Consider the following 26,354-nt stretch of genomic DNA (forward strand, 5'->3'; position numbering starts at 1 on the left):
CCGGAACCCCGCCCCGGCCCCACCGGCACGCCGTTGTTCTTGGCCCAGTTGATGAAGTCCGCCACGATCAGGAAGTAGCCCGGAAAGCCCATCTTGATGATCGTGCCGCACTCGAAGTCGAGCCGCTGGTAGTACTTCTCGCGCTCGCGCGAGCGCTCGGCCTCGTCGGCAAAAAGCTCGACGAGGCGCTTTTCCAGGCCCTCTTTCGAGAGCTGGACGAGATAGTCGTCGAGCGACATGCCGTCGGGCGTCGGGAACAGCGGCAGCTTCGGCTTGCCGAGTTCGAGCGTCAGATTGCAGCGCTTGGCAATTTCAACGGTATTGGCGAGCGCCGACGGAATATCGGCGAATCGCTCCGCCATCTCGTCCTGCGTGCAGAACCGCTGTTCGGTCGTGAAGCGTTTCGGACGCCGCGGATTCGCGAGTATGTCGCCTTCCGAAATACAGACGCGCGCTTCGTGCGCCGTGTAATCGTCGGCCGTCATGAATTGGACCGGATGGGTCGCGACGACGGGCAGCTTCAAAGCCGAAGCGAGCGCCACCGCCTGCTGCACGTACGCCTCGCCGCCGGGCTGGCCGGCGCGTTGCAGCTCGATGTAGAACGCGTTCGGAAAGCGCGCAGCCCAACGTTCGGCATGGCGCCTCGCCGCCTGCTCGTTGCCGGCGGCGAGCGCGAGGCCGATGTCGCCTTGCTGGGCGCCGGACAATGCGATCAGGCCCTCGCTGAGCGGCGAGTCGAGCCATTGCGTGTCGAGTTCCGCGCGTCCGCGATATTGGTTCGTAAGCCACGCCTTCGTCAGCAATTCGCACAAGTTCAGGTAACCGCGCCGATCTTTGACGAGCAACAGCAGACGCGACGGTTTGTCGCGATCGTCCGGGTTCATGACCCAGACGTCGCAGCCGGCGATCGGCTTCACGCCTTTGCCGCGGGCTTCCTTGTAGAACCGGACGAGACCGAAAGCATTCGCGAGATCGGTCAATGCGAGCGCGCCCTGACCGTCGTCGGCAGCGGCTTTGACGATGTCGTCAAGGCGCACGATGCCGTCGGCGATCGAAAATTCGGAATGGACGCGGAGATGGACGAAGCGAGGATCTGACATGGGCCGTATTGTACATCCGGCCTCCGGCTGCGCAGTCCGGCCGAACGGCCAATGACGGACCATCGGCAGTTTGCGGGATAATACGGTTTTCGCCCCTTGCCGCGCCGCCCGGGCCTCGAGTTCCGGCGATCATGCCGCCCCGCCCATTCAGGGCGGTCGCCGCGCCGGCCGTTGCGGCGGCTTTAATCATTGCACCGCCATCATGCGTATCGTCAATCTCGCCGCCTACCGCTTCGTCACCATCGACGCCATCGACACCTGGCGTCCGCTGCTCATCGAGCGGTGTACGGCGCTCGGCCTGCGCGGCACCATCCTGCTCGCGCCCGAGGGCATCAACCTCTTTGTCGCGGGCACGCCCGAAGCAACGCGCGAATTCGTCGACTACCTGCGCGGCGATCCGCTGTTCGAGGGCAAATTCGCCGATTTGCAGTTCAAAGAAAGCCTCTCGGAAACGCAGCCGTTTCGCCGCATGCTGGTCAAACGCAAGCGCGAAATCATCACGATGCACAAGCCGGCGATCAAGCCGGAGCTTGGCCGCGCACCGTCGGTCGACGCGCCGACGCTCAAGCGCTGGCTCGATAGCGGCCACGACGACGAAGGCCGCCCTGTCGTCATGCTCGATACGCGCAATGCGTTCGAGGTCGATGTCGGCACCTTCGAAGATGCGATCGATTACCGGATCACGAAATTCAGCGAATTCCCGGGCATCGTCGAGGCGCGTCGCGACGAGCTCGAAGGCAAGACCGTCGTTTCCTTCTGCACCGGCGGCATCCGTTGCGAGAAAGCGGCCATCCATATGAAAGAGGCCGGCATCGAGCACGTCTATCAGCTCGAAGGCGGCATTCTCAAGTATTTCGAAGAGGTCGGCGGCGCGCATTATCGCGGCGAGTGCTTTGTCTTCGACTACCGCACCGCGCTCAACCCGCAGTTGGAACCGACCGAAACCGTGCAATGCTTCGGCTGTCGCGCGGTCGTTGCACCCGAAGCGCAACGCTCGCCGCTGTACACGCCCGGCAAGACGTGTCCCGCATGCCATCCGGACAAGGACCCGGCGCGCACGGCGTGACCCGTCCCGCTACGCCTAACGGGCCGCGCGCGACGGGCCCGCAGCCGACGTACCGGGGTCGCTTTGCGCCGTCGCCTACCGGTCTGCTTCACGCCGGCTCGCTCGTCGGCGCACTCGCGAGCTATCTCGATGCACGCGCACATGGCGGCGTCTGGCTCGTGCGAATCGAAGACATCGATGGACCGCGCACAGTGCCGGGCGCCGATCGCGCCATCCTGGAAACACTTGCGCGCTTCGGCATGGAAAGCGACGAGCCGCCCGTCTGGCAAAGCACGCGCACGGCCCATTACGCGCGGGCATTCGACCGTCTCGAGCACGCAGGGCTCGTCTATCCCTGCGGCTGCACGCGTAAGGAAATTGCCGACTCTCTGGCGAACGCGCACGAGCGCCATACGACCCTCGCTTACCCTGGCACTTGTCGCACCGGCCTGCACGGGAAGATCGCGCGCGCCTGGCGATTGCGCGTGCCCGATGGCGCCGATGCCGAAGTCACGTTCGAAGATCGATGGCAAGGGACGCAGACGCAAAATCTTGCGCTCGAAGTGGGCGATTTCGTGCTCAAGCGCGCCGATGGGCAGTGGGCATATCAACTCGCGGTCGTCGTCGACGATGCCGAACAAGCCATCACGCACGTCGTGCGGGGTGCGGACCTGCTTGATTCAACGGCGCGCCAGATCTATTTGCAGCGCTGCCTGGGCGTGCCGACACCCTCGTATCTGCATGTACCGGTTGTTGTCACCGCCGAAGGCGAAAAGCTCAGCAAGCAGACGGGCGCCCGCGCGCTCGATCGCAACGATCCGCTGCCGGCACTCGTCGCGGCTGCCCGGCACCTGGGGCTTGCGCTCGCATGTGATGCTGACAACACCACCGCTCGTCCCCACCTCGCCGCGCAGGCCTACACCTCCCTCGACGCGTTCTACGACGACGCTGTCGCAGCTTGGGCACAGCGATTCGTCGATGGCGGCTCGGACGCACAGCGTTGACGCGAGCCAGCGCGCCGGCTCACCGTATTCGGTCGTCGATCACGCACCAGCCCTGACTGGCACTCATCTGCCGTTCATCCGTCGCGAAAGATGAAGCTGTAGGCACTCAGCGCGGGCGCGCCACCCAGGTGGGCGTAGAGCACGCGCGAGCCGGGCTCGAATTCGCCCCGCCGCACCTTATCGATCATGCCGTGCATCGACTTGCCCTCGTAAACGGGGTCGGTCAGCATGCCTTCCATGCGCGCGCACAAACGAATCGCTTCGAGCGTGCCTTCGTTCGGCAAACCGTACTCGGGGCCGCCGTAACGCGTATCGAGCACGACGTCGTTCGGCTTGATGGAGCGGCCCAGACCAACGAGTTCCGCCGTATGCTCTGCGATGCGCGCGATCTGCGCGCGGGTGGCCTCGGGCTTGGCCGAAGCGTCGATGCCGATCACGCGATCGGCGCGCCCGTCATCGGCGAAACCGACCACCATGCCGGCCTGCGTGCTGCCTGTCACCGAGCAGACGACGATGTAGTCGAAGCGAAATCCGAGTTCAGCCTCCTGCTGGCGCACCTCCTGAGCAAAGCCGACGAACCCTAGTCCGCCCAGCCGGTGCTCCGAGCAACCGGCCGGAATGGCATACGGTTTGCCGCCGGCGGCGCGCACGCTCTCGAGCGCCTCCTCCCAACTCTTACGAATGCCGATATCGAAACCGTCCGGTACGAGACGAACATCCGCGCCGAGGATGCGCGAGAGCTCGATGTTGCCGACGCGATCATAGACGGCGTCATAGGAGTTGACCCAGTTCTCCTGCACGAGCACGCACTTCATGCCCAGATGCGCGGCGACGGCCGCGACCTGCCGCGTCTGATTCGACTGAATTCCGCCGATCGACACGAGCGTATCGCAGCCTTGCTCGATGGCTTCGGGCACGAGGTATTCGAGCTTGCGTGTCTTGTTGCCGCCGAACGCGAGACCGCTGTTGCAGTCCTCGCGCTTCGCATAAAGCTCGACCTTGCCGCCCAGGTGCGCACTCAAGCGCGCCAACGGATGAATAGGTGTCGGGCCAAACGTCAAGGGATAACGAGGGAATCGTTGCAGATTCATCGAAGCCTCCAGTCGGTGGAGCGCGCGCTGGCAAGCGCGGTCAAGGATGGGCGATGCCGCTCAAAGAAAAGATGAGCCGCCGCATACCGGAAGATGATAGGGATGTATCGACGAAATGAGCTTGCAAAGTTGCGGGGCACTGCTTAATTTTAATTATCAATATTTCGGTCTTCCCTAACGAACTCTTCCCGTTACCGCTATGTGCGCAACGAAATTGCGTGGCCCTGCTCGTCATGCCGCGTCGCCGTCTCGCTCCATTTCGGCGCGGGCCACCGACCACTCGCCCGCGAAGCAGGAACAGGTCGGTCTCTCGCAACTCGACCGCATCGATCGGGCGATCCTCAAGCAACTCCAGCACGATGCATCGATCTCGAACGTTGCGTTGGCGCGCAAGGTCAGGCTCAGCGCACCCGCATGCCTGCGGCGCGTGGAACGGCTCAAAGCGCTCGGCATGATACGAAGCATCGTGGCATTGCTCGAGCCGAAGGCTGTCGGCGCGGGGATGCTCGTTGTGATCGGGATCGTGCTGGACCGGTCGACGCCCGATGCGTTCGCCGCGTTCGAGCAAGCAGCGCGCGACGTCTCAGGATGCATGGAATGTCACGTCGTGACGGGCGAATTCGACTACTTCATGCTCGTGCGCACGCGCGATAGCGAAAGCTTCAACCGGCTGCATGCCGAGCAATTGCTTTACCTGCCGGGGGTGCGGCAAATCCGCTCGTTTATGGTGCTCAAGGAGATCTTGTCGACGACGGAGTTTCCGCTCGGCTAGCGATCAGTCAGGACTGCTAAGCATATTGATGTAGCGATGACAACGCGCGCGATCCTATCAAGCCGCTATCTCGCGGGCCAGCTGACGCTGCAAAGGGTCGTACCCGCCATGCAGTTCGCAGCGTAGCGTCCGATCAATATCGTTTTCACTACGGGTCGACGGAAACACAGCTGTTACAGCGGTAAATAGACTCCTGGGTAGCAAATGGACAGTGCGTTGCGCACGCTCACTCGCCGCAACGCGGTAACAGTTGACTGACCATCTGCGTAACGCTGCCGCGCAGCACCTCGCGTTTGGCAGCCTTTCGAACCACTCCCAAGGAGAAAACCATCCATGTTTCCAGCTGACATCGGCCGCTCCCCGATTGCGACCTACGCGCAAATGCCGACTCCGAACGACATGGGATCGCTTGCGCCGTCAGCGGCGCCGACAGCCGTCCCCGCCAGCGCCTCGTCCGCCAATGACGCCGGGGGTCCATTGATCGTCGCTCGCAACGACGATGGCGGTGCAGCAGACAGAGCTGCCGCCGACGCCGCAGGTGCGAAGGAAAGAGCCGCGGCCGACGCCGCAGGCGCGAAGGAGAGAGCTGCGGCCGATGCCGCCGGTGCGAAGGAGCGAGCCGCCGCTGACGCACAGGGCGCGAAAGATCGAGCAGCAAGCGATAAGCAGCTTGGCCTTTCCAGAGACGCATCCAACGCGAATTCGGCGCCGGCGGCATCACATGGCAGCAGTGTCGTTCCGATCGTCGAGGGCGCGGCGATCGCCGTTGGCGCCGTGGCAGTCATTGCCGCGCTCGCCCCCGTCGAGATCCCTGCCGGTATCGCAACGGGCGTGCTCGGCGGCCTGGCCGCCATCTTCTAGCCGGCGCGAGCCGCCCGCCCTCCACGTCCCGAGGGCGTTGGCACCGCGCGGCACCGCTGCGGCAAAAACTTACAGTGGTAGAGCGCCCGGCAAGCCCTGCTATTTGGTTAGGAGGACGAACTATTTCGCCGCGGCATCCCAAATCCGCCAAGCAGCGCCGCGAGCGGCTGCTTCGGCGCTTTCCCGGGCGCAGCCTCGGTCTTTTTCGTTTCGTCTTCCTTCCGCGCGGAGGGCGAGGGCTCATAGGGCTTCAGGAAGAAATCGTCGATCGGCGCGTGATTGACGCGATAGCTCGTGCGTTCGTGTCCGCCCGCCCGACGCCGCCCCGGATGCTCGTCGCGTTCGCGACGGGCATGATCCTCGCGCCCCCGGCGCGCCGGCACTTGCACGGTAAGCTGCTGCACCTGCAGCGGCTTCTTGATCAGCTTTTCAATGTCGGCCAATTGCTTGCGTTCGTTGTGGCTGCAAAGCGATAGTGCATCGCCCGACGCCCCCGCGCGCCCCGTCCGTCCGATGCGGTGAACATAGTCCTCGGCGTTGAACGGCAAATCGAAGTTGATGACAGCCGGCAACTCGACGATATCGAGCCCGCGCGCAGCGACGTCGGTTGCGACGAGCGCCTCGATTTCGCCGCGCTTGAACGCATCGAGCGCCTGCATGCGCTCGTTTTGCGTCTTGTCGCCGTGGATGGCGGTGGCGACTACACCGTCACGTTCGAGCTGCCTCGCGAGCCGGCTTGCGCCGATCTTGCTGTTGCAGAAAACGATCACCTGTTTCAGTTCGCGCTCGCGGATCAGTTGCACGACGGCGCCCGTCTTGTCGCCTTCTGCCACTTCATAGACGAGCTGCGTGACATTTGTCGCCGTCGAGTTGCTGCGCGCGACTTCGATCGTCTGCGGGTTGCGCAGATAGGTCGAGGCGAGCTTCTTGATCTCGGGTGAGAACGTGGCCGAAAAAAGCAGCGTCTGACGTTCTTTGGGCAACAAATTGAGAATGCGCTGCAAATCGGGCAAAAAGCCCATGTCCAGCATGCGATCGGCCTCGTCGAGGACGAGGATCTGCACCTGTCCTAGATTGGCGGTTTTTTGCTGAACGTGGTCGAGCAGGCGGCCCGGCGTCGCAATCAGAATTTCAACGCCACGCCGCAGCTCGGCCGACTGCGGATTCATGTCGACGCCGCCGAACACCACAGCACTGCGCAGCGGCGTGTGCTTCCCGTACGACTGCACGTTCGCTGCAACCTGGTCGGCCAATTCGCGCGTCGGCGTGAGGATCAGTGCGCGTACCGGGTGGCGCGCCGGCGACGCGCTCGTACTCGCGGCGGGCAGCAAGCGCTGAATGATCGGCAGAGAGAAGCTCGCCGTCTTGCCGGTGCCGGTTTGCGCGGCGCCCATGACGTCGCGTCCGGACAAGACGACCGGGATCGCCTGCGCCTGGATCGGCGTAGGCGTGGAGTAGCCCTGTTCGGCGACGGCCCTCAGAATTTCCGGGGCGAGACCGAACTGGTCGAAAGTCTCGGTAATAGGCGTGACAGCGGGATCGGACATGGTGGCGTTCGCTAAAAGTGCGCCGCTAAGCGCTGCGTCGGTCGAGCGCGCGGCTGCGGCCGCACAGCCGCTCGATAGAGATCGACGTGAAGGCGGAGCCACGGCAAGTCTCACGCTCTCGCGGAGGACGCCCGAAAGGACCGCGCTTCGCGCGTGGCCGGCTCCAGCCGACGGACATGCCGCCGGAAAGGCCGGTATTGTAGCACTGCAAGGTTGCACGAGCCGTGCCCAGGCCAACCCGGCCGCGTAAGCGACGGGATCGGGCCCGATCGAACCCTTTGCAGCGCGCCGCAGCTTCCCTTGCCCGCGCCGGCCGGCCGCTGCCGGACGCGCGCCCTACAAGAGCCTGGAGCACGCCCCGGGCAGCGAAAGATCAGCGCGTCGACACCGGCCGCACTGCTGCGGCGGCCTCGAGCGCACGCTCGCGCGCTTCGTCGATGTTCGCGCCGGTCGCCACGGCTACGCCCATGCGACGCTTCTTGAAGCTCTCGGGTTTGCCGAACAGGCGCAGGTCCGCGCCGGGCACCGAAAGCGCCTCGCGCACGCCTTCGAACGCAATGCCGGCTTCATCGAGCCCACCGTAAATAACGGCCGAAGCGGCCGGCTCCGACAGGGACGTATCGACGGGCAGCCCGAGAATCGCGCGCGCATGCAGTTCGAACTCCGACAGGCGCTGCGAGCGCAGCGTAACGAGCCCGGTATCGTGAGGACGCGGACTGACTTCGGAGAACCAGACTTCGTCCCCGCGCACGAACAGCTCGACGCCGAAGACGCCTCGCCCGCCCAGCGCGCTCGTGACCCCCTCGGAGATCTCTCTGGCGCGGGCAAGCGCTGCCGCCGACATCGGTTGCGGCTGCCACGACTGCACGTAGTCGCCGTCGACCTGCAAGTGGCCGATCGGTTCGCAAAACGACGTCTGCACGGTCCCGGTGGCAGGATCGACGGCGCGCACGGTCAGCAACGTGATTTCGTAGTCGAACGTGACGAACCCCTCGACGATGACGCGCCCCACATTGACGCGCGCACCGGCCGTCGCGTATTGCCAGGCGTGGTCGAGGTCGGCGTCGCCGCGCAGGACGGACTGACCTTTGCCCGAAGACGACATGACGGGCTTCACGACGCACGGATAACCGATGCGGGCGACCGCGGCCTTGAACGATTCAACAGAATCGGCAAATGCATACGGCGAAGTCGGCAACCCCAGTGTCTCGGCCGCGAGGCGGCGAATGCCTTCACGGTTCATCGTGAGTTGCGTCGCGCGCGCGGTCGGGATGACTTCGGCCAGCCCCTGAGCTTCGATATCGGCCAGGGCATCGGTCGCGATCGCCTCGATTTCGGGCACGACCAGATGCGGCCGTTCGGCTTGCACGAGGGCTTTGATCGCCTCGGCATCGGTCATGTCGATCGTATGGGCGCGATGTGCGACCTGGTGGCCCGGCGCATTCGGGTAACGATCGACGGCGATGACTTCGACGCCCAGCCGCTGAAGCGCGATGATGACTTCCTTGCCGAGTTCGCCTGCCCCGAGCAGCATGACGCGCGTGGCCGAGGGCGAGAGCGGCGTGCCGATCCGTTGACCGATCTGCATGACGTGATCCCGTATCCGTATATTGGAAAGAGGGCCGATCCTAACATGCGCGGCGCCGTCATTCGGCCTCGGGCGCATACGCCCAGGCACACGTTGTCCGTTCGGACAAGGCGGTTGCGACACGCATCCGCTCACGCGGTGCAACGGGAGTGCGTTACCCTTACGCCTTCGTCAGTTCAAAAAGAAGGTTCGGGGCCATGTCGACTCCACTCAATGCGCCGTCCCGAGACGCCTCCGGCGCCTCGCGCAAGCGCTTGTCGCCGTGCGTCGGCGCGTTCGCGGTTGCGGTTGCACTCGCGCTCGCTGGTTGCACGATGCCGACACACCCGGATTCCGCTGCCGGGCCCGGCAATCCGCTCAATCCGGCCGGCGTGCAACTGCTCGACGACACGAGCTGGGTGCTCAAACGCGCGCAGACGAGCGACGGCCGTCCCGCGCTCGACGTTCCGGCCGACCCGACGGCGGCGCCTACGCTCACGCTCGACACCAACTCGGGCCAGCGTCGCGCAAGCGGTTTTGCGGGCTGCAACCGATTCTCGGGCACTTACAATCTCGCCAGCGGCAACATGACGTTCGGTCCTCTGGCGACGACGCGCAAGACATGCGGCCCGGACGCCGACCGGCTCGAGCAGGCCTATCTGGACGCCTTGGCGCACATCGGCACGACGCTCGTGCAAATGCGACCGCCGCAGGAAATGCGAATCATCGCGACGACCGGCCTCACGCTGACGTTCGCGCGCGAATCCCGATGATGCGCGCGGCGCGTCTTTCCCGAATGTTTTACCTTCTATGCATACGGTAGTTTTCGGCTGGTTCGGTGTCTCGTCGATTTGGTTCGCGCCCCTGGCCGTGCGTCTCGCGCTCGCGGCCATGATGCGCGACAGCGGCGCGCGCGGACGCGGCAAGATCCGGCTCGGGCTGGGGTTCGCCGGCGTTCTGATCGGCAGCGGCTCGCTTGAAGCGGCGCTCGCGCCGCAGACGGGCAATGCGCTCGGGCACGCCCTGCTCGGCGCCTCGCTGCATGTGCTGGGCCGCGGGTCGTACTTCGTGCTGCCCGCATTGATGCTGGCGTCGCTGCCTTGGCTTCTCGGTTTTCGCTGGCGCGATGCGCTGCGCTGGGCCGACCGCGCCTTCGGCCTCGGTCTGAACATGCGGTCGAGCGCGCCGTCGCATACCGCGGCAAGCGCGCGCGAGGGCGAGCCGCGGGCAATGCGCGGCGCGGGCAGTTCGGTCGTGCGCACGAGCACCACCAATGTCATGGCGCCGAAATCGACAGGCCGTTACGCCCGGCCGACCGTTTGGCAGCCGCCCGTCAACCCGCGCACGGGAGCGTCGGTCTCGGGCGTCGGTTCGCGCGACGCTCGCGCTGCGAATGGGAGGCCGACGGCTGCGGCGAACACGGCCCCTCGGGCTGCCACACGTTCCCGGTCTTACGGGCCGGCAAACGTGCCGGCTCGCACGGCGTCGACACCCGTGTACTCGCGCGCAGCTGAAGGCGGCTCGCCTGCCTCGGTCGGCTATGCAGGGCTGCGTGCGACACAAGCGTCGGCGGCGGCATCCGCGCGCGCGGGAACCCCACCGGGTTCCAAGAATTCCGCGCCGACGACCGCACCGGTTAGTCAGCCCCGCCCCGGTCCCACGGCACAGCCTCGGACTGTGGCACGCCCCCAGACAATCCAGGTCCAACGCGCCCCTTCCTTCGACGCCGGCAGCGGCTCTGACGCGACGGCCGAGCGATCGCCGGGCGTGCTTGAAACGCTGCGGGCCATCGAGGCCAATGCCGCGCAATGGACCGCCCTCGCCAGTTCGAGCCTCGCGCGCCGCGGCGCGGCAACCGTGCAGAGGATGTCCGAGGCCGATCCGCAGGCAGGGATGCCCGCTGCGCCAGCGGGAAGCACGCCATCCGCGGCAGACAGCCATTCGCCCGCCGCCCACGAGACCGACGTCGCGCCGGCGCCGCAAACCCCGGACGCAGCGGTTGACGAGCAGGCCGCGCGCAGCGTGTTCGACACGGCTCGCGCCGACAACTTGCCGGAGCACCATGCGGCGGCACCTGTAGCGACGCCATCCGCCGAGGAGGCAGTTGACCACACTGCCATTCCGGTCGGTGCGAGCGACCGGGCCGAGGCTGCCAGCGACGCCAGCGATGCGCAATCCAGCGTCGAGTCGACCGCGCCATGGATGGACCATGACGCCCCCGACCCGCCGGGCGCCAGCGTGCTCGTGCCTGAAACCGCCTCGCCGCCCGCGCGCGCTGTCCTGACGACGGGCCTCCCGTCGCAAACGGCCGCGCTGCCGCCCACCCACGCCTTCGCGTCCATGGGCACAGCCACTGTGGCGAACGAATCGCCAACGGCAAGCGCGGCGCCCCAGCGTGAGCAGAACGTGCTGCTCGAACTTCCATCTGCGCCCAAGGCGGAAGAGTCGCGTCCCGCCGAGCCGGCAGCGACACCATCGACCGCATCCGAACCGCCCTCGATCACGCCCGAGCCGACATCGATACCGACGCCGATACAGTCATCGCCGCCATCCATCGCCGCCGCCCCCGACACCGTGGCTCCCGTCGAACGGGAAGAAACCACAGCGGAGCCCGCCGTGCGGTCCCCGCTACGTGGCCATGGCGGCGCCGAATTTACGTTCCATGCGCCGGCGGCCTCGGCCATCGAGCTGCCGAACCTCGATCTGCTCGACCCCGCATCCACGGAAACCGAAGAGATCCCGGCCGAACGCCTCGCGCAGACGGGCCAACTTATCGAGCAGCGCTTGCAGGAATTCAAAGTGCCCGTGACCGTGGTCGGCGCTTCGGCGGGCCCCGTCATCACGCGCTTCGAAATCGAGCCGGCGCTCGGCGTGCGCGGCAGTCAGATCGTCGGCCTGATGAAAGACTTGTCGCGCGGACTCGGACTCACGTCGATCCGCGTCGTGGAGACGATTCCCGGCAAGACCTGCATGGGACTCGAACTGCCGAACGCGAAGCGCCAGACGATCGCGCTGTCCGAGATTCTCGCTGCCACGCCCTATCGCAACTCGGCCTCGAAGCTCACGCTCGCGATGGGCAAGGACATCACGGGCCATCCGGTCGTCACCGACCTCGCCAAGGCGCCGCACATGCTCGTGGCCGGCACGACGGGTTCGGGCAAGTCCGTCGCCATCAACGCGATGATCGTCTCGCTGCTCTTCAAGGCGACGCCCGAAGAAGTGCGGCTGATCATGATCGATCCGAAGATGCTCGAGCTGTCGGTCTACGAGGGCATTCCGCATCTGCTTGCGCCCGTCGTCACGGACATGAAGCTCGCGGCGAATGCGTTGAACTGGTGTGTCGGCGAAATGGAAAAGCGCTATCGGCTCATGTCGGCCGTCGGCGTGCGCAATCTGGCCGGCTTCAACCAAAAGCTGCGCGACGCACAGGCGGCCGGCAAGAAGATCGGCAATCCGTTTTCGCTGACGCCCGAAGCGCCGGAACCCCTGTCGCCGTTGCCGCTGATCGTCGTCGTCATCGACGAGCTCGCCGATCTGATGATGGTTGCGGGGAAAAAGATCGAAGAGCTCATCGCGCGCCTCGCGCAGAAGGCGCGAGCCGCGGGCATCCATTTGATTCTCGCGACTCAGCGTCCTTCGGTCGACGTCATCACCGGTCTCATCAAAGCGAACATCCCGACCCGGGTGGCGTTCCAGGTTTCATCGAAAATCGATTCGCGCACGATTCTCGACCAGATGGGTGCGGAATCGCTGCTGGGCCAGGGCGACATGCTGTTCCTGCCGCCCGGCACCGGCTACCCGCAGCGCGTCCATGGCGCCTTCGTCTCCGACGAAGAAGTCCATCGCGTCGTCGAGTATCTGAAGCAGTTCGGCGAGCCCGAGTACGAGGAAGGCATCCTCGACGGCCCGGCAACCGAAGGGGCGGCGCAAGATCTGTTCGGCGATGCGCCCGACGCCGAAGCGGATCCGCTGTACGACGAAGCCGTCGCTTTCGTCGTGCGCACGCGCCGCGCATCGATCTCGGCCGTGCAACGTCAATTGCGGATCGGTTACAACCGCGCCGCGCGCCTCGTCGAACAAATGGAGGCAGCGGGACTCGTTTCGTCGATGGGGATCAACGGCAGCCGCGAGGTCCTCGCGCCGCCGAGCTCTGAGCCGTGACGGCGCGCCGATCGGCCAATCGGTGAACCGTCCGTCGCCATTTCACGGGCGCCCGAATCGCTCCACGCGGTAAAAGATGCGCAGCGATTGCAAAAACCAGCCGATGAAAGCCGATCGATGCCGCGCCTGCTTCCCCGTAGCCGCCTGCGTCCCTGCCCAGAGCCGCCGAACGCCCGAGCGGGCGGACCGCGAACATGCGCGCCCGCGCGTCTGCTTGTGGCCCGGCACGCGCGTTGCAGTAAACGGCTGAACGGAAGGCACGCGGAAATGGCGTAAAAAATGGCGCAACTCCAGGCGGAAACCATGCCTTGCCGCTGCATCGTCTATGGCGATTACGAGGACGGCGTGAACTTGAAGTCGACCGGCGAGCCGATGTCGAGCCGCGTGGGCTGCGTCAGCATGCCCGTCGCGGGGTCGCGCCGAAACACGTAGGCCGTATCGCTGTCCTGATTGCCGACGATGAGCCAGCGGCCCGTCGGATCGATCGCGAACTCGCGCGGCGTACGGCCGAGCGTCGATTGCCTGCCGACCGGCCTGAGCATTCCGTCGGAGGGATCGACCGCGAAGATGACGATTTCGTTGGCGTCGCCGCGGTTCGTCGCATAGAGGAATCTGCCGTCGGGGGACAAGTGAATCGCCCCGGCGCCGATCTTGCCTTTGAAGCCCGGTGCCGTCAGTTTTAGCGTCTGCAGCGGCTTGAGCGTGCCGTTCGCGTACTGCAACGTCGTCACGGTGCCGGCCAGTTCGCTCGTGAGATAAGCATAGTGGCCGCCTGCGTCGAACACGAGATGGCGCGGCCCCGAGCCTGCCGGCATCTGCACGTATCCCTCAGGCGTCGGACTGATCAGCCCGCGGCTGCCGTCGTTGGTGTAACGGTACTCGTAAAGCTTGTCGTTGCCGAGATCCTGTGTGAACAGATAACGGCCGTCGGGTGTGAACACCGTCGAGTGAACATGCGCATTATCCTGACGGCCCTGCACGGGTCCCCCGCCCTGCTGATGCACGACGAGCACCGCGGTGCCGACGCGCCCGCCTTCCTGCAGCGGAAACACCGCAAAGCTGCCGCCAGGATCGGCCGCAACGGAATAATTTGCCGCCAGCAGGTAGCGGCCATCCGGGGACAAGCTCAGATAACACGGGTCGTTGCCTTCCGACGAGACCTGATTGATGAAGGTCAAGCGGCCCGCTTGCGGATCGAACGTAAAGGCGCTGATGCCGCCACGCTCCGTTGCGGGACCGTTGTCGCCAGGCAGTTCATTGACCGCATAGACGTAGCGCTGGTCGCGGGATACGACGAGATACGAGGGATTGACTGTCTTCACCGAAGACAGGGGCCGCACCTGCCCTGTCGCCGGGTCGAAGCGAAACACATCGATACCTTCGCTCTTGCCACCCGCCGTGTAGGTGCCGACAAGCAGGTTGTAAGCGGTCGCATCCGCCGCAGCTGTGCTGCCCTGCGCAAACGCGCTCGCCGCGGCGAATGTGGCCGTCATCATGAAACCTTTGAGCCACTCGGAGGCTCTTACCGGACATGCGCGCCGTGGCGCTGCATCGAAGATGCCAAACCTGAAAGGAGCCGCCATGAATATTTCCGTCAGCTTGGGACCGCTCGCAGCGCTGATCGCGGGCATTCTGATTTTGGTCGCACCGCGACTGTTGAACTACATTGTCGCGATCTACCTCATCATCATCGGTGTGATGGGGCTACTCGGACCGGGCACTCACTCGTTGCACTTGTGAGGTGGCGCACCGGCCGCGCATCTCGTTCAACCGTTGACGAACTGATCCAGCCGCAGCCTGCCTTGCAACGACAGACCGCCGACCGCGTATTGACCGCCACCGTCACGGTGACGTTTGAAACAGGCACGCTCGATCAGAAACGCGGCGGCGGTTTCCATGCCGTTGCGCGTGAGACCGAGGGTGCGGGGATCGAGGTGGAGCAAGGCGTCTTCGCCAAGCTCGCGTGCTGCGGAGAGGATCGTGATGCAGTCGACCTTCGACGGATTCAGCATGGCGTCAATTCTCGCTTTGAGTGTTTGATGACCGGCGCGATGATGGCCCCGTGCGCGACCCGCTAATGCGTAGCTCGTTATATCGGCCGCGCGTGGCCGGAATCCCCGAAACCTGATTGTAGCGAGCGAACTTGCGCCATGGCAAAAGCAAAATCGTTTCCGGTGCGGCCGATCGGACATAAGGCGTAAGCTTTGCTACGTCTGTCCCGCGAACGGGTAGATCGACAGGTCTCCCGCACCGCGTTCGTCGCGGCGTTGCCGTGCCCGATACAAGAACGACAGGAGAAATACCGACGCCATGCCCGCGCACATCGAAGATTACGCACTCGTCGGCGACGGCCATACGGCCGCGCTGATCTCCCGTGATGGATCGGTCGACTGGCTCTGCTGGCCGCGATTCGATTCCGGCGCCTGTTTCGCCGCCCTGCTCGGCGACGATACGAACGGGTCGTGGCGCATCGCGCCCGCCGTGGAAGGCCCCGTCACGCGCACGCGCCGCTATCGCGACGGCACGCTCATCCTCGAGACCGATCACGAGTGCGCGGAGGGCATGGTCACCGTCATCGACTTCATGCCACCAGGCAACGGCGGCTCGCAACTCGTGCGGATCGTCGAAGGCAAGCGCGGCAAGGTGCCGATGTCGATGAAGCTGACCTTGCGCTTCGATTACGGACTGTCGATCCCGTGGGTCACGCAGTTCAAACACGGCCCGGGCATCAAAGCCGTCGTCGGTCCCAATACCGTGGTGCTGCGCACGCCGGTTCAACTGTGCGGCGAGAACATGCATACGGCCGCGCAGTTCACGGTCTCGGCAGGCGAGCGCATTCCTTTCGTGCTTGCCTATTCGGTTTCGCATCAACGGCTGCCCCCTGCCAAAGATCCGTTCGACGCGCTCGGGCGTACGGAGCAACACTGGCGCGACTGGATTGCGCAATGCCGCGTGACAGGCCGCTACGCAGCGCCGATTCGCCGTTCGCTGATCACGCTCAAAGCGCTCGCTTATGAGCCGACGGGCGGCATCGTCGCGGCGCCCACCACCTCGCTGCCCGAGCGGCTGGGCGGCACGCGCAACTGGGATTACCGCTTTTGCTGGCTGCGCGATGCGACGATCACGCTGCTTGCGCTGATGCGCTGCGGGTTCTATGACGAGGCCCGCGCGTGGCGCATCTGGCTCGAACGCGCGCTTGCAGGCTCGCCCGCTCAAGCGCAGATTCTCTACGGCGTGGCAGGCGAGCGCCGCGTACCCGAAATCGAACTCGAATGGCTGCCCGGCTATGAAGGCGCGCGGCCCGTGCGCATCGGCAACAAAGCGGTGGGGCAACTCCAACTCGACGTCTACGGCGAAGTCATGAATGCCCTTCATCTGGCGCGCGTAGGCGGATTGCATGCGGACGAAGCCGTATGGGCGCTTCAATCCGTGATGCTCGAACACCTTGAAACGATTTGGGCCGAACCCGACGAAGGCTTGTGGGAAGTGCGCAGCGGCCGACAGCAGTTCACCTTCTCGAAAGTGATGGCGTGGGTCGCGTTCGACCGGGCGATCCGCTCGGCCGAAAAATTCAAGCTATCTGCGCCGCTCGATCGGTGGCGTGCGGTGCGAGACCGAATCCACGCCGATGTCTGCGAAAAGGGCTGGAGCGACGAGCGGCATACGTTCACGCAGGTCTACGGCGGCGACGAAGTCGATGCGAGCCTGCTCCTGATACCGCTGCTCGGCTTTTTGCCGCCGAACGACCCACGCATTGCCTCGACCATGGCTGCGATCGAACACGATTTGATGTTCGAAGGGTTCGTGCTCCGCTATCGGACGCACAAGGTCGATGACGGGCTACCGCCCGGCGAGGGGACGTTTCTCGCCTGCAGCTTCTGGATGGTCGACAATCTGGCGCTGCAAGGCCGGATGGACGAAGCACACGCGATGTACGACCGGCTCGTCGGACTCGTGAACGATGTGGGCCTGCTGGCCGAGGAATTCGATCCGCAAACGAAACGCTTCACCGGCAATTTCCCGCAAGCGTTCTCACATGTTGCGCTCGTTAATACCGGGTTGAATCTGATGCGACACGAAGAAGAAATGGCGGGCGAAACGGGCCACCCCGGCTGCAAACGACACGCCGAAGGACCCGATTTGGCCGATCAGGCGCTCTAGGGCACCCACCGGGAGCATGCCCCATTGTGGGGCATGCTCCGATGCATCGCCGCTGCGGCGGCCCGGGCAAGCCCGAATGCACGGCCGACGGCGCGAACCGGCCGAACTTCATCGGGGAAAATACCCTCCTGGCGAGAAGATTGCTGCATTGCACCCAACAACGTTTCTCCTTTATCATCAATTAAGTAACGCCGCCACAAGCGACCACCGTTGCAATCGTTCAAGACCAGCCGCGACGCCGAGCGCCGCATTATTTTTTGCCCCGTCCCCACCCCCGCGGGAGCCTCACATCATGCTTTACCAGTTTTACGAGTTTCAGCGCGCGCTCTTGAACCCACTGACTGCCTGGGCGCAGGCCGCTTCGAAGTCCTTCGCCAACCCGGCCAGTCCCTTCGCTTATGTGCCTGGCGCGACGCGTCTGTCGGCCGGCTATGAATTGCTCTACCGGCTGGGCAAGGATTACGAAAAGCCCGAGTTCGATATTCATCAAATCGTCAAAGACGGCCATAACATTCCGATCATCGAACAAACGATCATCGAAAAGCCGTTTTGCCGTCTGCTGCGTTTCAAGCGCTTCGCCGACGACAGCGACGCCGTCGCGCAATTGAAGGACGAGCCCGTCGTGCTCGTGTGCGCACCGCTGTCGGGTCACCATTCGACGCTGCTGCGCGACACCGTCCGCACGTTGTTGCAGGACCACAAGGTCTACATCACCGATTGGATGGACGCGCGCATGGTGCCGCTCGAAGATGGTCCGTTCCATCTCGACGATTATGTCGCCTACATTCAGGAATTCATCCGCCACATCGGCGCGAAGAATCTGCACGTGCTGTCCGTCTGTCAGCCGACGGTGCCCGTACTCGCCGCCATCTCGCTGATGGCGAGCCGCGGCGAGGACACGCCGCGCACGATGACGATGATGGGCGGCCCGATCGATGCGCGCCGCAGCCCCACGTCGGTCAATTCGCTGGCGATGCAGCGCTCGTACTCGTGGTTCGAGAACAACGTGATCTATACGGTGCCGTCGAATTATCCGGGCGTGGGCCGCCACGTTTATCCGGGCTTCCTGCAGCACGCGGGCTTCGTCGCGATGAACCCGGAGCGTCACGCTGCGTCGCATTGGGATTTCTATCAAAGCCTGTTGCGCGGGGACGAAGACGACGCCGAAGCGCATCGCCAGTTCTACGACGAGTACAACGCCGTGCTCGATATGGCGGCCGAATACTATCTCGACACCATTCGCATCGTGTTCCAGGAGTTCCGCCTCGCCGACGGCACCTGGGAGATCGACGGCGAACTCGTCCGCCCGCAGGACATCAGGAAAACCGCGTTGTTTACGATCGAAGGCGAGCTCGACGATATCTCGGGCTGCGGTCAAACGCGTGCCGCGCATGATCTCTGCACGGGTATCCCCGACAACAACAAGCATCACTTCACCGCGGAAAAGTGCGGCCATTACGGCATCTTCTCGGGCCGTCGCTGGCGCACCATCATCTACCCGCAATTGCGCGACTTCATCCTGGAACACAATCGGGAAACGAAGCGCACGCGCGAGCCGGTCGAGGCCTGAAGGTTGGCACCGCCGCCGGAATACGGCGGCGGCGCCCTCTTGCGCGGCAGATCACTTGCGCATCAGATAGGCGAGCAACAGCTCCGTGTTCATCCGCACCAATTCACCGCGTTCGGACGGCGCACTGAAATCGCGGCCGAGCGTGGCCTCGAGCGTGAATCGATTCGACACGCTGTAGTAGCCGAGCCCGGACAGTGCAACGTAAAAGCGCAGCGGGTCGACATTCGTGCGAAACAAGCCGGCGCGCTGGCCACGGTCGAGTATCGAAGACAGCGTTGCGACCATCGGCGAAATCATTTCGCGAATGCGCGTCGACTTCTGGATATAACGGGCTTCGTGCAGATTTTCGTTGTTGATCAGGCGCAGCAGATCGGGGTGATCGCGATAGTAGTCCCACACGAAATGCGCGAGCCGGGTAATGGCTTCGATCGGGGCGACGCCGTTCAAATCGAGCGTCTTCTCGGCCTCCGTCAATGCGCCGAAGGCATGTTCGAGTACTGCGGTGAAAAGCTGCTCCTTGCTCCCGAAGTAGTAATAGAGCATGCGCTCATTCGTCTCCGCGCGCCGGGCAATCTGGTCGACGCGGGCGCCGAACAAACCACCATTTGCGAACTCTTCGGCGGCCGCGAGCAAGATGCGACGCCGGGTTCCTTCGGGATCTCTTTTGATTTTCGATTGATTCATGGTGGCCTTTTTGCTTCGTGAGCCGCGTTGCCCCGTCGTGCCGCCGCCCCCTCCTGGACCCTATGCCGGCTTGGCCGACGAGCGCGCCGTTTTTTCGAAACACCCTGCGCCTCGTGCGAAAAAGCGCTTCGATTATGGCACATGGATGACCGATCGCAATCCGGGAAATCGGCGATAATGCGCACTTTTCCCGCACGCGAAGCGCCTCCGCGGCCACTTTTCCTCGCGCCATACGGCGCGATGCTTTCGGCCTTGCCCCGCATGCCCAAGACGTACCGAACGTGACCGATCGTGTAACTCTCGCAGACCGCATCGAGGATCTGCTTCCCCAAACGCAATGCACGAAGTGCGGCTATGCCGGTTGCCGGCCTTACGCCGAAGCGCTCGCGCAAGGCGAAGCCTCCCACAACCAATGTCCGCCGGGCGGCGCGGAAGGCGTCGCGCGCCTCGCCAGGCTGCTCGGCAAGCCCGTCATCCCGTTGAACCCCGAGAACGGCGAAGAGCGGGCGCGCCCGCTCGCCGTCATCGACGAAACGCTGTGCATCGGCTGCACGCTCTGCATGCAGGCCTGTCCCGTCGACGCCATCGTCGGCGCCCCCAAGCTCATGCATACGGTTCTCGCGCAGCTTTGCACGGGGTGCGACCTCTGCGTCGCGCCGTGTCCCGTCGACTGCATCGAGATGACGCCCGTCACAGGCGAGCGAACCGGTTGGGATGCATGGAGCCAAGCGCAGGCCGACGCCGCGCGCGAGCGCCACGCCCGGCGTATGGCAAGGCTCGAACGCGAGCGCCAGGCCGCGCAGGCGCGCGCCGCGGCACGCCGCGCCGAGGCGACCGCGCTTGCGTCGACGTCCGTCTGCGCCCCGGCGACTGCACCGGCGACTGCACCGGCCAACGACGAAGCCGCGAAAAAACGCGCCATCATCCAGGCTGCCCTCGAACGCGCCCGGCAGAAGAAGGAAGCACTGGCGGCACAGGGGCTCGGACCGAAGAACGTCACGGGCGTCAGCGCCGCTGTCCAAGCGCAGATCGACGCCGCCGAGGCGCGCCGACAAGCCTTGGCAGATCCGACCGCTGCGAGGGGCGAGCAGCCTGAGAGCCAGGCGCCCCGCCAATCGAACGCGGCTGCCCAACCTGGCCAGCCTGCCCAGCCTGGCGAAGCGGACCCGAAACACGCGGGCGACCAACCCGCAGCGGATCGACGCGCGGACGAGAATCCCTGAGGCTTTTTCGACGAGCTTTGCCGCATGAACGCACAAAAACGACGGGCCATCTACGAGACGCTGCAAAGCCTCAATCCGCATCCGAAGACGGAGCTCGAATACACGACACCGTTCGAATTGCTGATCGCCGTCATGTTGTCAGCGCAGGCGACTGATGTGTCGGTCAACAAGGCGACGCGCAAGATGTTTCCCGTGGCGAACACGCCGCGCGCGATGCTCGAACTCGGCGAGGCCGGCGTTGCCGAATACATCAAGACGATCGGACTGTACCGCACGAAGGCCAAGAACGTCATCGCGACGTGCGCCATCTTGCTTGATCAGTATGGCGGCGAAGTGCCGGCGCAGCGTGAGGCGCTCGAAGGGCTGCCCGGCGTCGGGCGCAAGACGGCGAACGTCGTGCTCAATACGGCGTTCGGTCAACCGACGATCGCTGTCGATACGCACATCTTCCGCGTTGCCAATCGCACGGGGCTGGCGCCAGGCAAGGATGTGCGCGCGGTCGAAACGGCGCTCGAAAAGTTCACGCCGCCCGAGTACCGGCACGACGCGCATCACTGGCTCATCCTGCACGGGCGCTACGTGTGCAAAGCGCGCCGGCCCGAGTGCTGGCATTGCGCGATCGAGCCGCTCTGCGAATTCAAGCCGAAAACACCACCGCCGGACCTTTGAGGGTCCCGGCCCGAGGCTCCTCAAAGCCGCCTCGCGGCGACGCGCCTGAACGTCAACCCGATCCGGCGTGCGTCAAAGATTCGCTTCGAGCGAGACGGCCTCGTCGTGCGCTCCGCCTCCTGCACGCACGAGCCACAACACGGCCGCCAGCACGGCCACGCCTCCGGCCCATTGCAACGGTGTCAGGCGTTCCCCGAGCAAAACGGCCGCGAGCAGGACGGTCACGACCGGTTCCAGCGTCGACAGCATCGACGTGCGCGCCGCGCCAAGCCGCGTGAGCCCGGCGAAAAAGGCGAGCATGGCCGTGACGGTCGATACGAGCGCGATGGCCACGAGCGCGGCCCACGCGGGCAACGTCGCCGGAAGATGCGGCGGCGCGCCCGACAGCGTGCGGACGATCGATACGGTGCAGAACACCGCAGCGGCCGACAGGCAGACGATGGACGTCGTCGCAAGCGGATCGACCCCATGCGTCACCCGCGCACCGACGACGATGTAAAGCGAATAGACGACAGCGGCCGTCAGCGCGAGCGCGATCCCCAACGGCTCGCCATGACCGCCGCCGACCATCAGCGCCGACCCGCCCAGACACAGCACCAGCGCCGCGCCTTTCACCGGCGTCAGGCGCTCGCCCAGCCAAAGCGCCGCCAACAGCGTCACAAAGGCCGGATAGAGGTAGAGCAACAGGGCGACGAGACTGGCCTGCGCATGCTGCAAGGCGATGAAGTAGCACAGCGACTGGCCGACATACCCGAGCGCCCCCATGGCGACGATGCCCCAAAGCGTGCGACCGCGCGGCCATGTGACGCCTCTGCGACGCGCGACGGCCGCGAGCAGCGCACCGCCGATGACGAACCGCAACGTCAGGAGTCCAAGCACGTCGGCGCCGCCCGCATAGGCGTAACGACCGAAAATGGCCATTGCGCCGAAAGCGCTGGCGGATAAAGCGACGAGCAAAGCGCCGCGCAGCGTATCGGCGCGCGAATGAGAAGACGGAGCGGGCATCGCAGAAGAAGTGTCGTGTTCAGTGTCGGCCCGGCGATTCTACCCGGCGGCGCCCGGGCCGCGCCGCGAACCGCCCCGGCAGCGCAGCGTAAAATAGCCGATTGGCTGTCCGGCAGCGCGGTCGTTGTGCGCTCTCGCCGTGCGGCGCTACCTCAAAGGTCGATCCCTACGATGTTCAATCCGAGCAGAGACGAAGTCCGACGCTTTTTCATCGACACTTGGCGCAAGCAGCGCGACGGGGGCATCCTGACGCCGCTGGAAGCGATCGCGGCCGATTGGATCGTGGAGCATCCCGAGTATCACGCCGATCTCGCCGACGACGCGACGGCTTCGGCCGACTACGCGCCCGAAGCGGGCAGAACGAATCCGTTCCTTCATCTGTCGATGCACCTTGCGATCAGCGAGCAGCTCTCGATCGATCAACCGCCCGGCATCCGCGCAGCCCACGATCGGCTCGCCGCGCGACTCGGCTCAACCCACGAGGCGCAACACGCGATCATGGAGTGCCTCGGCGAAACGATCTGGGAAGCGCAGCGAAACAACACGCCGCCGGACACCGACGCCTACCTGGCCCGCATCGAACGGCGCGCATCGAAGGACTGAGCCCCGATCGGGCCCGCCCGAGCCCTGCGACACATTGTCGCACTGTGGCGTTCACGCAAAAACACCCCGCTTGGCGGGGTGTTTTCGGATGACGAGCCGGGGGCGAACCGCGCCGCATGGGGCGCTCATTCCCGGCGCCGGCGCGCCTACTTCTTGTCGACGAGATCGCCCGGCAGCGACTCGATATAGGCGGCGATGTCCTTCATGTCGCTGAGCGACAGGCTTTGCACCTGCGCCTGCATGATTGCGTTGTTGCGGCCGAAGTTCGGGTTGCCCGTGCCCATTTGGTACTGACGCAGGGCCATGACGATGTAGTCGGCGTGCTGCCCGGCCAGCTTCGGATAGTCGCTGCTGACGGGTTTCGTGAAAGTGGCGCCGTGGCAAGCCGCGCAGTTGTGAGATCCGACGAGCGCTTTGCCGTTGCTGACGTCCGCCGCGTGAGCGGATCCGATCACCCCGACGGCCGCGACGAGCGCAGCCGCAGCAGCCTTGACGACGATGGCCAGTGCCTGTTCAGGCTTGTTCATGAATTCTCCTATCCCGCGAAATGAGGTAGCTGAAAGCGGCCGCGATGACGGTCACTTTTCGGGATTGTTCGTCGACGCCGACGTTTGGGACGCGTAGTAAGCCGCGAGATCGGCGATGTCCTGGTCCGACAGCGATGCCGCGATCGCGTGCATCGTCTGGAAGTGGCGCTCGCCCTTCTTGTACGCGTGCAGCGCGTTCTCGAGGTATTGCTGGTTCTGCCCGCCCAGCTTGGGCACGCGATAAACCTCGGGGAACGCCGTGCGATAGTCGGGAATACCGTGGCAACCAATGCACATCGCGACCTTGCTCTGGCCCGCCTTCGCATTGCCGACCACATCGGCCGCCTGCGCGCTCACCGCAAACCCCGCAAGCGCGGCGAGCGCTGCGGTCACGACATGTTTGCCGACGAAAGAGTTCATAGGTTCTAACCTGGCTTGAGGGGAAACGAGCGCCCGCTAAAAGCCTGCGGGCAATGGCGCTGCGCCGTTCTTGTTGTCGAAATTCGCAACGAGCGGCCAAAAAAATCGCGGCAATTGTACCGCGCCGCTCGGCTGGGCGTCCACCCGGCGGCGCGAGGCCTGCGCCGCGCACAAATCGATCCACACGATAATGCCAGAGGTCCGGGCCGCCCAGCCCTTCTGACTTATACTGGGTTTTTTCTCAAAACAGCAGGCAGCCATGCGCTTCGAAGGCTCGTCGCAGTACGTCGCCACCGACGATCTCAAACTCGCCGTCAACGCCGCCATCGCGCTCAAGCGGCCGCTCCTGATCAAGGGCGAGCCGGGCACGGGCAAGACGATGCTCGCGGAAGAAGTCGCCGCTTCGCTCGGCATGCCGCTTTATCAGTGGCACATCAAATCGACGACCAAGGCGCAGCAAGGTCTGTACGAGTACGACGCGGTTTCGCGGCTGCGCGATTCGCAACTCGGCGATGCACGCGTACAAGACATCGCGAACTACATCGTCAAGGGCGTGCTTTGGCAAGCATTCGAATCCGACGTGCCGGCCGTCTTGCTCATCGACGAAATCGACAAAGCCGACATCGAGTTCCCGAACGATCTGCTGCGTGAGCTCGATCGCATGGAGTTCCATGTCTACGAGACGCGCGAAGTCGTGCGCGCCAGACATCGGCCGCTCGTCGTCATCACTTCCAACAACGAAAAGGAGCTGCCCGACGCCTTCCTGCGCCGCTGCTTCTTTCACTACATCCAGTTTCCCGATCCTGCCACGATGCAACGTATCGTCGACGTCCACTACCCCGGCATCCGCGAGGACCTGCTGCGTGCGGCGCTGACGAGCTTTTTCGAGTTGCGCAACGTGTCGGGCCTGAAGAAAAAGCCGTCGACGTCGGAGTTGCTCGATTGGCTCAAGCTGCTGCTGGCCGAGGATATCCCGCCGGAGGCGCTGCGCTCGATCGATCAGAAGCAGATCGTGCCGCCGCTCGCAGGCGCGCTGCTCAAAAACGAGCAGGACATGAGCCTGTTCGAGCGGCTCGTCTTCATGAACCGTCATAACCGCTAGCACGAGCGCTCATCGCTTTTCAGAGGCATCGGCATGCTGATCGACTTCTTTTACACGCTGCGCGAGGCGAAGTTGCCGGTGTCGGTGAAGGAGTATCTGACGCTCGTCGAGGCATTGCGCGAGCGCGTGATCGCGCCGTCGCTCGACGAGTTCTACTACCTCGCACGTCTGACGCTGGTCAAGGACGAGCGCTATTTCGACAAATTCGATCAAGCGTTCGGCGCGTACTTCCGCGGCGTTCAGCAGCTGACCGACGCAGCGTTCGACGTGCCGCTCGACTGGCTCGAAAAACGTCTGCAGCGTGAACTGACGCCCGACGAAAAAGCGCAGATCGAAGCGATGGGCGGGCTCGACAAGCTCATGGAGCGGCTCAAGCAGTTGTTCGACGAGCAGAAGGAACGCCACGAAGGCGGCAACAAGTGGATCGGCACGGGCGGGACGTCGCCGTTCGGCAACGGTGGCTACAACCCGGAAGGCGTGCGCATCGGCGGGCCATCGGCCGGCAATCGGACGGCCGTCAAGGTGTGGGAGGCGCGCGGCTACCGCGATTACGACGATCAGGTCGAAATCGGCACGCGCAACATCAAAGTCGCGCTACGGCGGCTGCGCCGTTTCGCGCGCGAAGGCGCCGCGCAGGAACTCGATCTGCCCGACACGATTCGCAGCACGGCCGCGAACGCGGGCTGGCTCGATCTGAAGATGGTGCCCGAGCGGCACAATTCCGTGAAAGTGTTGATGTTGCTCGACGTCGGCGGCTCGATGGACGATCACATCAAGCGCACCGAGGAATTGTTCTCGGCCGCCAAGGCCGAGTTCAAGCATCTCGAGTTCTACTACTTCCATAACTGCGTCTATGACCACCTATGGAAGAACAATCGCCGCCGGCATGTCGAACGAATGCCGACGTGGGACCTGCTGCACAAATTCACGCCCGACTACAAGCTGATCTTCGTCGGCGATGCGACGATGAGTCCCTATGAAGTCCTGCAGCCCGGCGGCTCGGTCGAATACAACAACCCGGAGGCGGGGGCCGTCTGGCTGCGGCGCCTCGCCGATCACTTCCCCCATTACGCCTGGCTCAATCCCGAGCCCGAGGGCCTGTGGGAATATCGGCAGTCCGTCTCGATCATCCGTCAGTTGCTCGGCGAGCGGATGTATCCGCTGACGCTTGCGGGGCTGGAAACGGCCATGCGCAAGCTCAGCAAGTAGCTGTGCGCACTCATCGCCTATTCGAATTCTTTC

At 64.5% G+C, this 26,354-nt stretch carries 24 protein-coding genes; 14 read left to right on the forward strand and 10 right to left on the reverse strand.

Annotated elements, in window-relative coordinates:
- Nucleotides 1-1,100 (reverse strand): PHP domain-containing protein (locus C0Z19_RS15995; RefSeq protein WP_146012081.1); only part of this gene is annotated, 1,100 nt, incomplete at its 3' end.
- Nucleotides 1,101-1,302: 202 nt separating this feature from the next.
- Between C0Z19_RS15995 and C0Z19_RS16000 the strand changes: the two genes are divergently transcribed.
- Both C0Z19_RS16000 and gluQRS read left to right on the forward strand, forming a co-directional pair.
- The gene (locus C0Z19_RS16000; protein ID WP_102610827.1) at nucleotides 1,303-2,166 is read left to right on the forward strand and encodes a sulfurtransferase; all 864 of its coding nucleotides are present in this window, start codon (nucleotides 1,303-1,305) and stop codon (nucleotides 2,164-2,166) included.
- Entirely contained in the window at nucleotides 2,163-3,149 is a 987-nt protein-coding gene (gene gluQRS, locus C0Z19_RS16005) for a tRNA glutamyl-Q(34) synthetase GluQRS (protein ID WP_233196167.1), read from the forward strand. The genes C0Z19_RS16000 and gluQRS overlap by 4 nt, the downstream gene beginning before the upstream one ends.
- A gap of 74 nt (nucleotides 3,150-3,223) precedes the next feature.
- Here gluQRS and C0Z19_RS16010 read toward each other — a convergent pair whose 3' ends face one another.
- Nucleotides 3,224-4,240 carry a 1-aminocyclopropane-1-carboxylate deaminase gene (locus C0Z19_RS16010; protein ID WP_102610829.1) on the reverse strand — a complete coding sequence of 339 codons (1,017 nt, stop codon included), beginning with the start codon at nucleotides 4,238-4,240 and terminating at the stop codon, nucleotides 3,224-3,226.
- Nucleotides 4,241-4,439: 199 nt separating this feature from the next.
- Between C0Z19_RS16010 and C0Z19_RS16015 the strand changes: the two genes are divergently transcribed.
- Both C0Z19_RS16015 and C0Z19_RS16020 read left to right on the forward strand, forming a co-directional pair.
- Entirely contained in the window at nucleotides 4,440-5,012 is a 573-nt protein-coding gene (locus C0Z19_RS16015; protein WP_102610830.1) for an Lrp/AsnC family transcriptional regulator, read from the forward strand.
- Nucleotides 5,013-5,345: 333 nt separating this feature from the next.
- A complete protein-coding gene (locus C0Z19_RS16020; RefSeq protein WP_102610831.1) occupies nucleotides 5,346-5,873 on the forward strand; it encodes a hypothetical protein in 528 nt (175 codons plus the stop codon).
- Nucleotides 5,874-5,980: 107 nt separating this feature from the next.
- Here C0Z19_RS16020 and C0Z19_RS16025 read toward each other — a convergent pair whose 3' ends face one another.
- Together C0Z19_RS16025 and purT are read right to left on the reverse strand one after the other, a co-directional pair.
- A complete protein-coding gene (locus tag C0Z19_RS16025; protein WP_102610832.1) occupies nucleotides 5,981-7,420 on the reverse strand; it encodes a DEAD/DEAH box helicase in 1,440 nt (479 codons plus the stop codon).
- 373 nt (nucleotides 7,421-7,793) lie between these two features.
- Nucleotides 7,794-9,008: a formate-dependent phosphoribosylglycinamide formyltransferase gene (gene purT / locus C0Z19_RS16030; RefSeq protein ID WP_102610833.1), complete on the reverse strand. Its 1,215-nt coding sequence runs from the start codon at nucleotides 9,006-9,008 to the stop codon at nucleotides 7,794-7,796.
- 197 nt (nucleotides 9,009-9,205) lie between these two features.
- Between purT and C0Z19_RS16035 the strand changes: the two genes are divergently transcribed.
- Together C0Z19_RS16035 and C0Z19_RS29220 are read left to right on the forward strand one after the other, a co-directional pair.
- Complete coding sequence (locus C0Z19_RS16035) at nucleotides 9,206-9,760, forward strand: META domain-containing protein (RefSeq protein ID WP_102610834.1); 555 nt, start codon at nucleotides 9,206-9,208, stop codon at nucleotides 9,758-9,760.
- Nucleotides 9,761-9,797: 37 nt separating this feature from the next.
- The gene (locus C0Z19_RS29220; RefSeq protein ID WP_102610835.1) at nucleotides 9,798-13,148 is read left to right on the forward strand and encodes an FtsK/SpoIIIE family DNA translocase; all 3,351 of its coding nucleotides are present in this window, start codon (nucleotides 9,798-9,800) and stop codon (nucleotides 13,146-13,148) included.
- A 332-nt stretch (nucleotides 13,149-13,480) separates the two neighbouring features.
- Here the strand turns inward: C0Z19_RS29220 and C0Z19_RS16050 are convergent, their stop codons facing one another.
- Nucleotides 13,481-14,731 carry a lactonase family protein gene (locus C0Z19_RS16050; RefSeq protein ID WP_102610837.1) on the reverse strand — a complete coding sequence of 417 codons (1,251 nt, stop codon included), beginning with the start codon at nucleotides 14,729-14,731 and terminating at the stop codon, nucleotides 13,481-13,483.
- On the opposite strand from C0Z19_RS16050, the gene C0Z19_RS16055 reads away from it, so the two are divergent.
- On the forward strand, nucleotides 14,730-14,888 hold the full coding sequence (locus tag C0Z19_RS16055) for a DUF3096 domain-containing protein (RefSeq protein WP_102610838.1): 159 nt from the start codon (nucleotides 14,730-14,732) through the stop codon (nucleotides 14,886-14,888). The two genes, C0Z19_RS16050 and C0Z19_RS16055, sit on opposite strands and share 2 nt — an antisense overlap.
- A gap of 26 nt (nucleotides 14,889-14,914) precedes the next feature.
- Here the strand turns inward: C0Z19_RS16055 and C0Z19_RS16060 are convergent, their stop codons facing one another.
- Nucleotides 14,915-15,160 (reverse strand): hypothetical protein, encoded by a 246-nt coding sequence (locus C0Z19_RS16060; protein WP_102610839.1) that lies wholly within the window; start codon nucleotides 15,158-15,160, stop codon nucleotides 14,915-14,917.
- A gap of 298 nt (nucleotides 15,161-15,458) precedes the next feature.
- Here C0Z19_RS16060 and C0Z19_RS16065 point away from each other — a divergent pair, with 298 nt between their 5' ends.
- Both C0Z19_RS16065 and C0Z19_RS16070 read left to right on the forward strand, forming a co-directional pair.
- On the forward strand, nucleotides 15,459-17,309 hold the full coding sequence (locus C0Z19_RS16065; RefSeq protein ID WP_102610840.1) for a glycoside hydrolase family 15 protein: 1,851 nt from the start codon (nucleotides 15,459-15,461) through the stop codon (nucleotides 17,307-17,309).
- A 292-nt stretch (nucleotides 17,310-17,601) separates the two neighbouring features.
- Nucleotides 17,602-18,879 carry a polyhydroxyalkanoate depolymerase gene (locus C0Z19_RS16070; protein WP_102610841.1) on the forward strand — a complete coding sequence of 426 codons (1,278 nt, stop codon included), beginning with the start codon at nucleotides 17,602-17,604 and terminating at the stop codon, nucleotides 18,877-18,879.
- Nucleotides 18,880-18,930: 51 nt separating this feature from the next.
- Here C0Z19_RS16070 and C0Z19_RS16075 read toward each other — a convergent pair whose 3' ends face one another.
- Entirely contained in the window at nucleotides 18,931-19,563 is a 633-nt protein-coding gene (locus C0Z19_RS16075; protein WP_102610842.1) for a TetR/AcrR family transcriptional regulator, read from the reverse strand.
- Between the two features lie 281 nt (nucleotides 19,564-19,844).
- Between C0Z19_RS16075 and rsxB the strand changes: the two genes are divergently transcribed.
- Nucleotides 19,845-20,786: an electron transport complex subunit RsxB gene (gene rsxB, locus C0Z19_RS16085; protein ID WP_102610844.1), complete on the forward strand. Its 942-nt coding sequence runs from the start codon at nucleotides 19,845-19,847 to the stop codon at nucleotides 20,784-20,786.
- A gap of 24 nt (nucleotides 20,787-20,810) precedes the next feature.
- Nucleotides 20,811-21,455: an endonuclease III gene (gene nth / locus C0Z19_RS16090; protein ID WP_102610845.1), complete on the forward strand. Its 645-nt coding sequence runs from the start codon at nucleotides 20,811-20,813 to the stop codon at nucleotides 21,453-21,455.
- Between the two features lie 72 nt (nucleotides 21,456-21,527).
- Here nth and C0Z19_RS16095 read toward each other — a convergent pair whose 3' ends face one another.
- Nucleotides 21,528-22,460, reverse strand: coding sequence for a DMT family transporter (locus C0Z19_RS16095; RefSeq protein ID WP_102610846.1), 933 nt, complete (start codon nucleotides 22,458-22,460; stop codon nucleotides 21,528-21,530).
- Nucleotides 22,461-22,631: 171 nt separating this feature from the next.
- Between C0Z19_RS16095 and C0Z19_RS16100 the strand changes: the two genes are divergently transcribed.
- The gene (locus C0Z19_RS16100; protein ID WP_102610847.1) at nucleotides 22,632-23,063 is read left to right on the forward strand and encodes a DUF1841 family protein; all 432 of its coding nucleotides are present in this window, start codon (nucleotides 22,632-22,634) and stop codon (nucleotides 23,061-23,063) included.
- Nucleotides 23,064-23,209: 146 nt separating this feature from the next.
- Here C0Z19_RS16100 and C0Z19_RS16105 read toward each other — a convergent pair whose 3' ends face one another.
- A complete protein-coding gene (locus C0Z19_RS16105) occupies nucleotides 23,210-23,590 on the reverse strand; it encodes a c-type cytochrome (protein WP_102610848.1) in 381 nt (126 codons plus the stop codon).
- A gap of 51 nt (nucleotides 23,591-23,641) precedes the next feature.
- Entirely contained in the window at nucleotides 23,642-24,010 is a 369-nt protein-coding gene (locus C0Z19_RS16110; protein ID WP_102610849.1) for a c-type cytochrome, read from the reverse strand.
- A gap of 259 nt (nucleotides 24,011-24,269) precedes the next feature.
- Between C0Z19_RS16110 and C0Z19_RS16115 the strand changes: the two genes are divergently transcribed.
- On the forward strand, nucleotides 24,270-25,112 hold the full coding sequence (locus tag C0Z19_RS16115) for an AAA family ATPase (RefSeq protein ID WP_102610850.1): 843 nt from the start codon (nucleotides 24,270-24,272) through the stop codon (nucleotides 25,110-25,112).
- A 33-nt stretch (nucleotides 25,113-25,145) separates the two neighbouring features.
- Complete coding sequence (locus C0Z19_RS16120; protein ID WP_102610851.1) at nucleotides 25,146-26,321, forward strand: vWA domain-containing protein; 1,176 nt, start codon at nucleotides 25,146-25,148, stop codon at nucleotides 26,319-26,321.
- Nucleotides 26,322-26,354: the final 33 nt, after the last annotated feature.

This window comes from Trinickia soli (assembly GCF_002879855.1).
GTDB classification, from domain to species: domain Bacteria; phylum Pseudomonadota; class Gammaproteobacteria; order Burkholderiales; family Burkholderiaceae; genus Trinickia; species Trinickia soli.

Coding starts and splice junctions, on each gene's coding strand:
- C0Z19_RS16000 (WP_102610827.1), top strand. CDS start 1,303: ATGCGTATCGTCAATCTCGCCGCCTACCGCTTCGTCACCATCGACGCC.
- purT (WP_102610833.1), bottom strand. CDS start 9,008: ATGCAGATCGGTCAACGGATCGGCACGCCGCTCTCGCCCTCGGCCACG.
- C0Z19_RS16015 (WP_102610830.1), top strand. CDS start 4,440: ATGTGCGCAACGAAATTGCGTGGCCCTGCTCGTCATGCCGCGTCGCCG.
- C0Z19_RS16115 (WP_102610850.1), top strand. CDS start 24,270: ATGCGCTTCGAAGGCTCGTCGCAGTACGTCGCCACCGACGATCTCAAA.
- C0Z19_RS16055 (WP_102610838.1), top strand. CDS start 14,730: ATGAATATTTCCGTCAGCTTGGGACCGCTCGCAGCGCTGATCGCGGGC.
- C0Z19_RS16025 (WP_102610832.1), bottom strand. CDS start 7,420: ATGTCCGATCCCGCTGTCACGCCTATTACCGAGACTTTCGACCAGTTC.
- C0Z19_RS16100 (WP_102610847.1), top strand. CDS start 22,632: ATGTTCAATCCGAGCAGAGACGAAGTCCGACGCTTTTTCATCGACACT.
- C0Z19_RS16020 (WP_102610831.1), top strand. CDS start 5,346: ATGTTTCCAGCTGACATCGGCCGCTCCCCGATTGCGACCTACGCGCAA.
- C0Z19_RS16095 (WP_102610846.1), bottom strand. CDS start 22,460: ATGCCCGCTCCGTCTTCTCATTCGCGCGCCGATACGCTGCGCGGCGCT.
- C0Z19_RS16105 (WP_102610848.1), bottom strand. CDS start 23,590: ATGAACAAGCCTGAACAGGCACTGGCCATCGTCGTCAAGGCTGCTGCG.
- nth (WP_102610845.1), top strand. CDS start 20,811: ATGAACGCACAAAAACGACGGGCCATCTACGAGACGCTGCAAAGCCTC.
- C0Z19_RS16075 (WP_102610842.1), bottom strand. CDS start 19,563: ATGAATCAATCGAAAATCAAAAGAGATCCCGAAGGAACCCGGCGTCGC.
- C0Z19_RS16120 (WP_102610851.1), top strand. CDS start 25,146: ATGCTGATCGACTTCTTTTACACGCTGCGCGAGGCGAAGTTGCCGGTG.
- C0Z19_RS29220 (WP_102610835.1), top strand. CDS start 9,798: ATGCATACGGTAGTTTTCGGCTGGTTCGGTGTCTCGTCGATTTGGTTC.
- C0Z19_RS16035 (WP_102610834.1), top strand. CDS start 9,206: ATGTCGACTCCACTCAATGCGCCGTCCCGAGACGCCTCCGGCGCCTCG.
- C0Z19_RS16010 (WP_102610829.1), bottom strand. CDS start 4,240: ATGAATCTGCAACGATTCCCTCGTTATCCCTTGACGTTTGGCCCGACA.
- C0Z19_RS16065 (WP_102610840.1), top strand. CDS start 15,459: ATGCCCGCGCACATCGAAGATTACGCACTCGTCGGCGACGGCCATACG.
- C0Z19_RS16060 (WP_102610839.1), bottom strand. CDS start 15,160: ATGCTGAATCCGTCGAAGGTCGACTGCATCACGATCCTCTCCGCAGCA.
- C0Z19_RS16110 (WP_102610849.1), bottom strand. CDS start 24,010: ATGAACTCTTTCGTCGGCAAACATGTCGTGACCGCAGCGCTCGCCGCG.
- C0Z19_RS16070 (WP_102610841.1), top strand. CDS start 17,602: ATGCTTTACCAGTTTTACGAGTTTCAGCGCGCGCTCTTGAACCCACTG.
- C0Z19_RS16050 (WP_102610837.1), bottom strand. CDS start 14,731: ATGGCGGCTCCTTTCAGGTTTGGCATCTTCGATGCAGCGCCACGGCGC.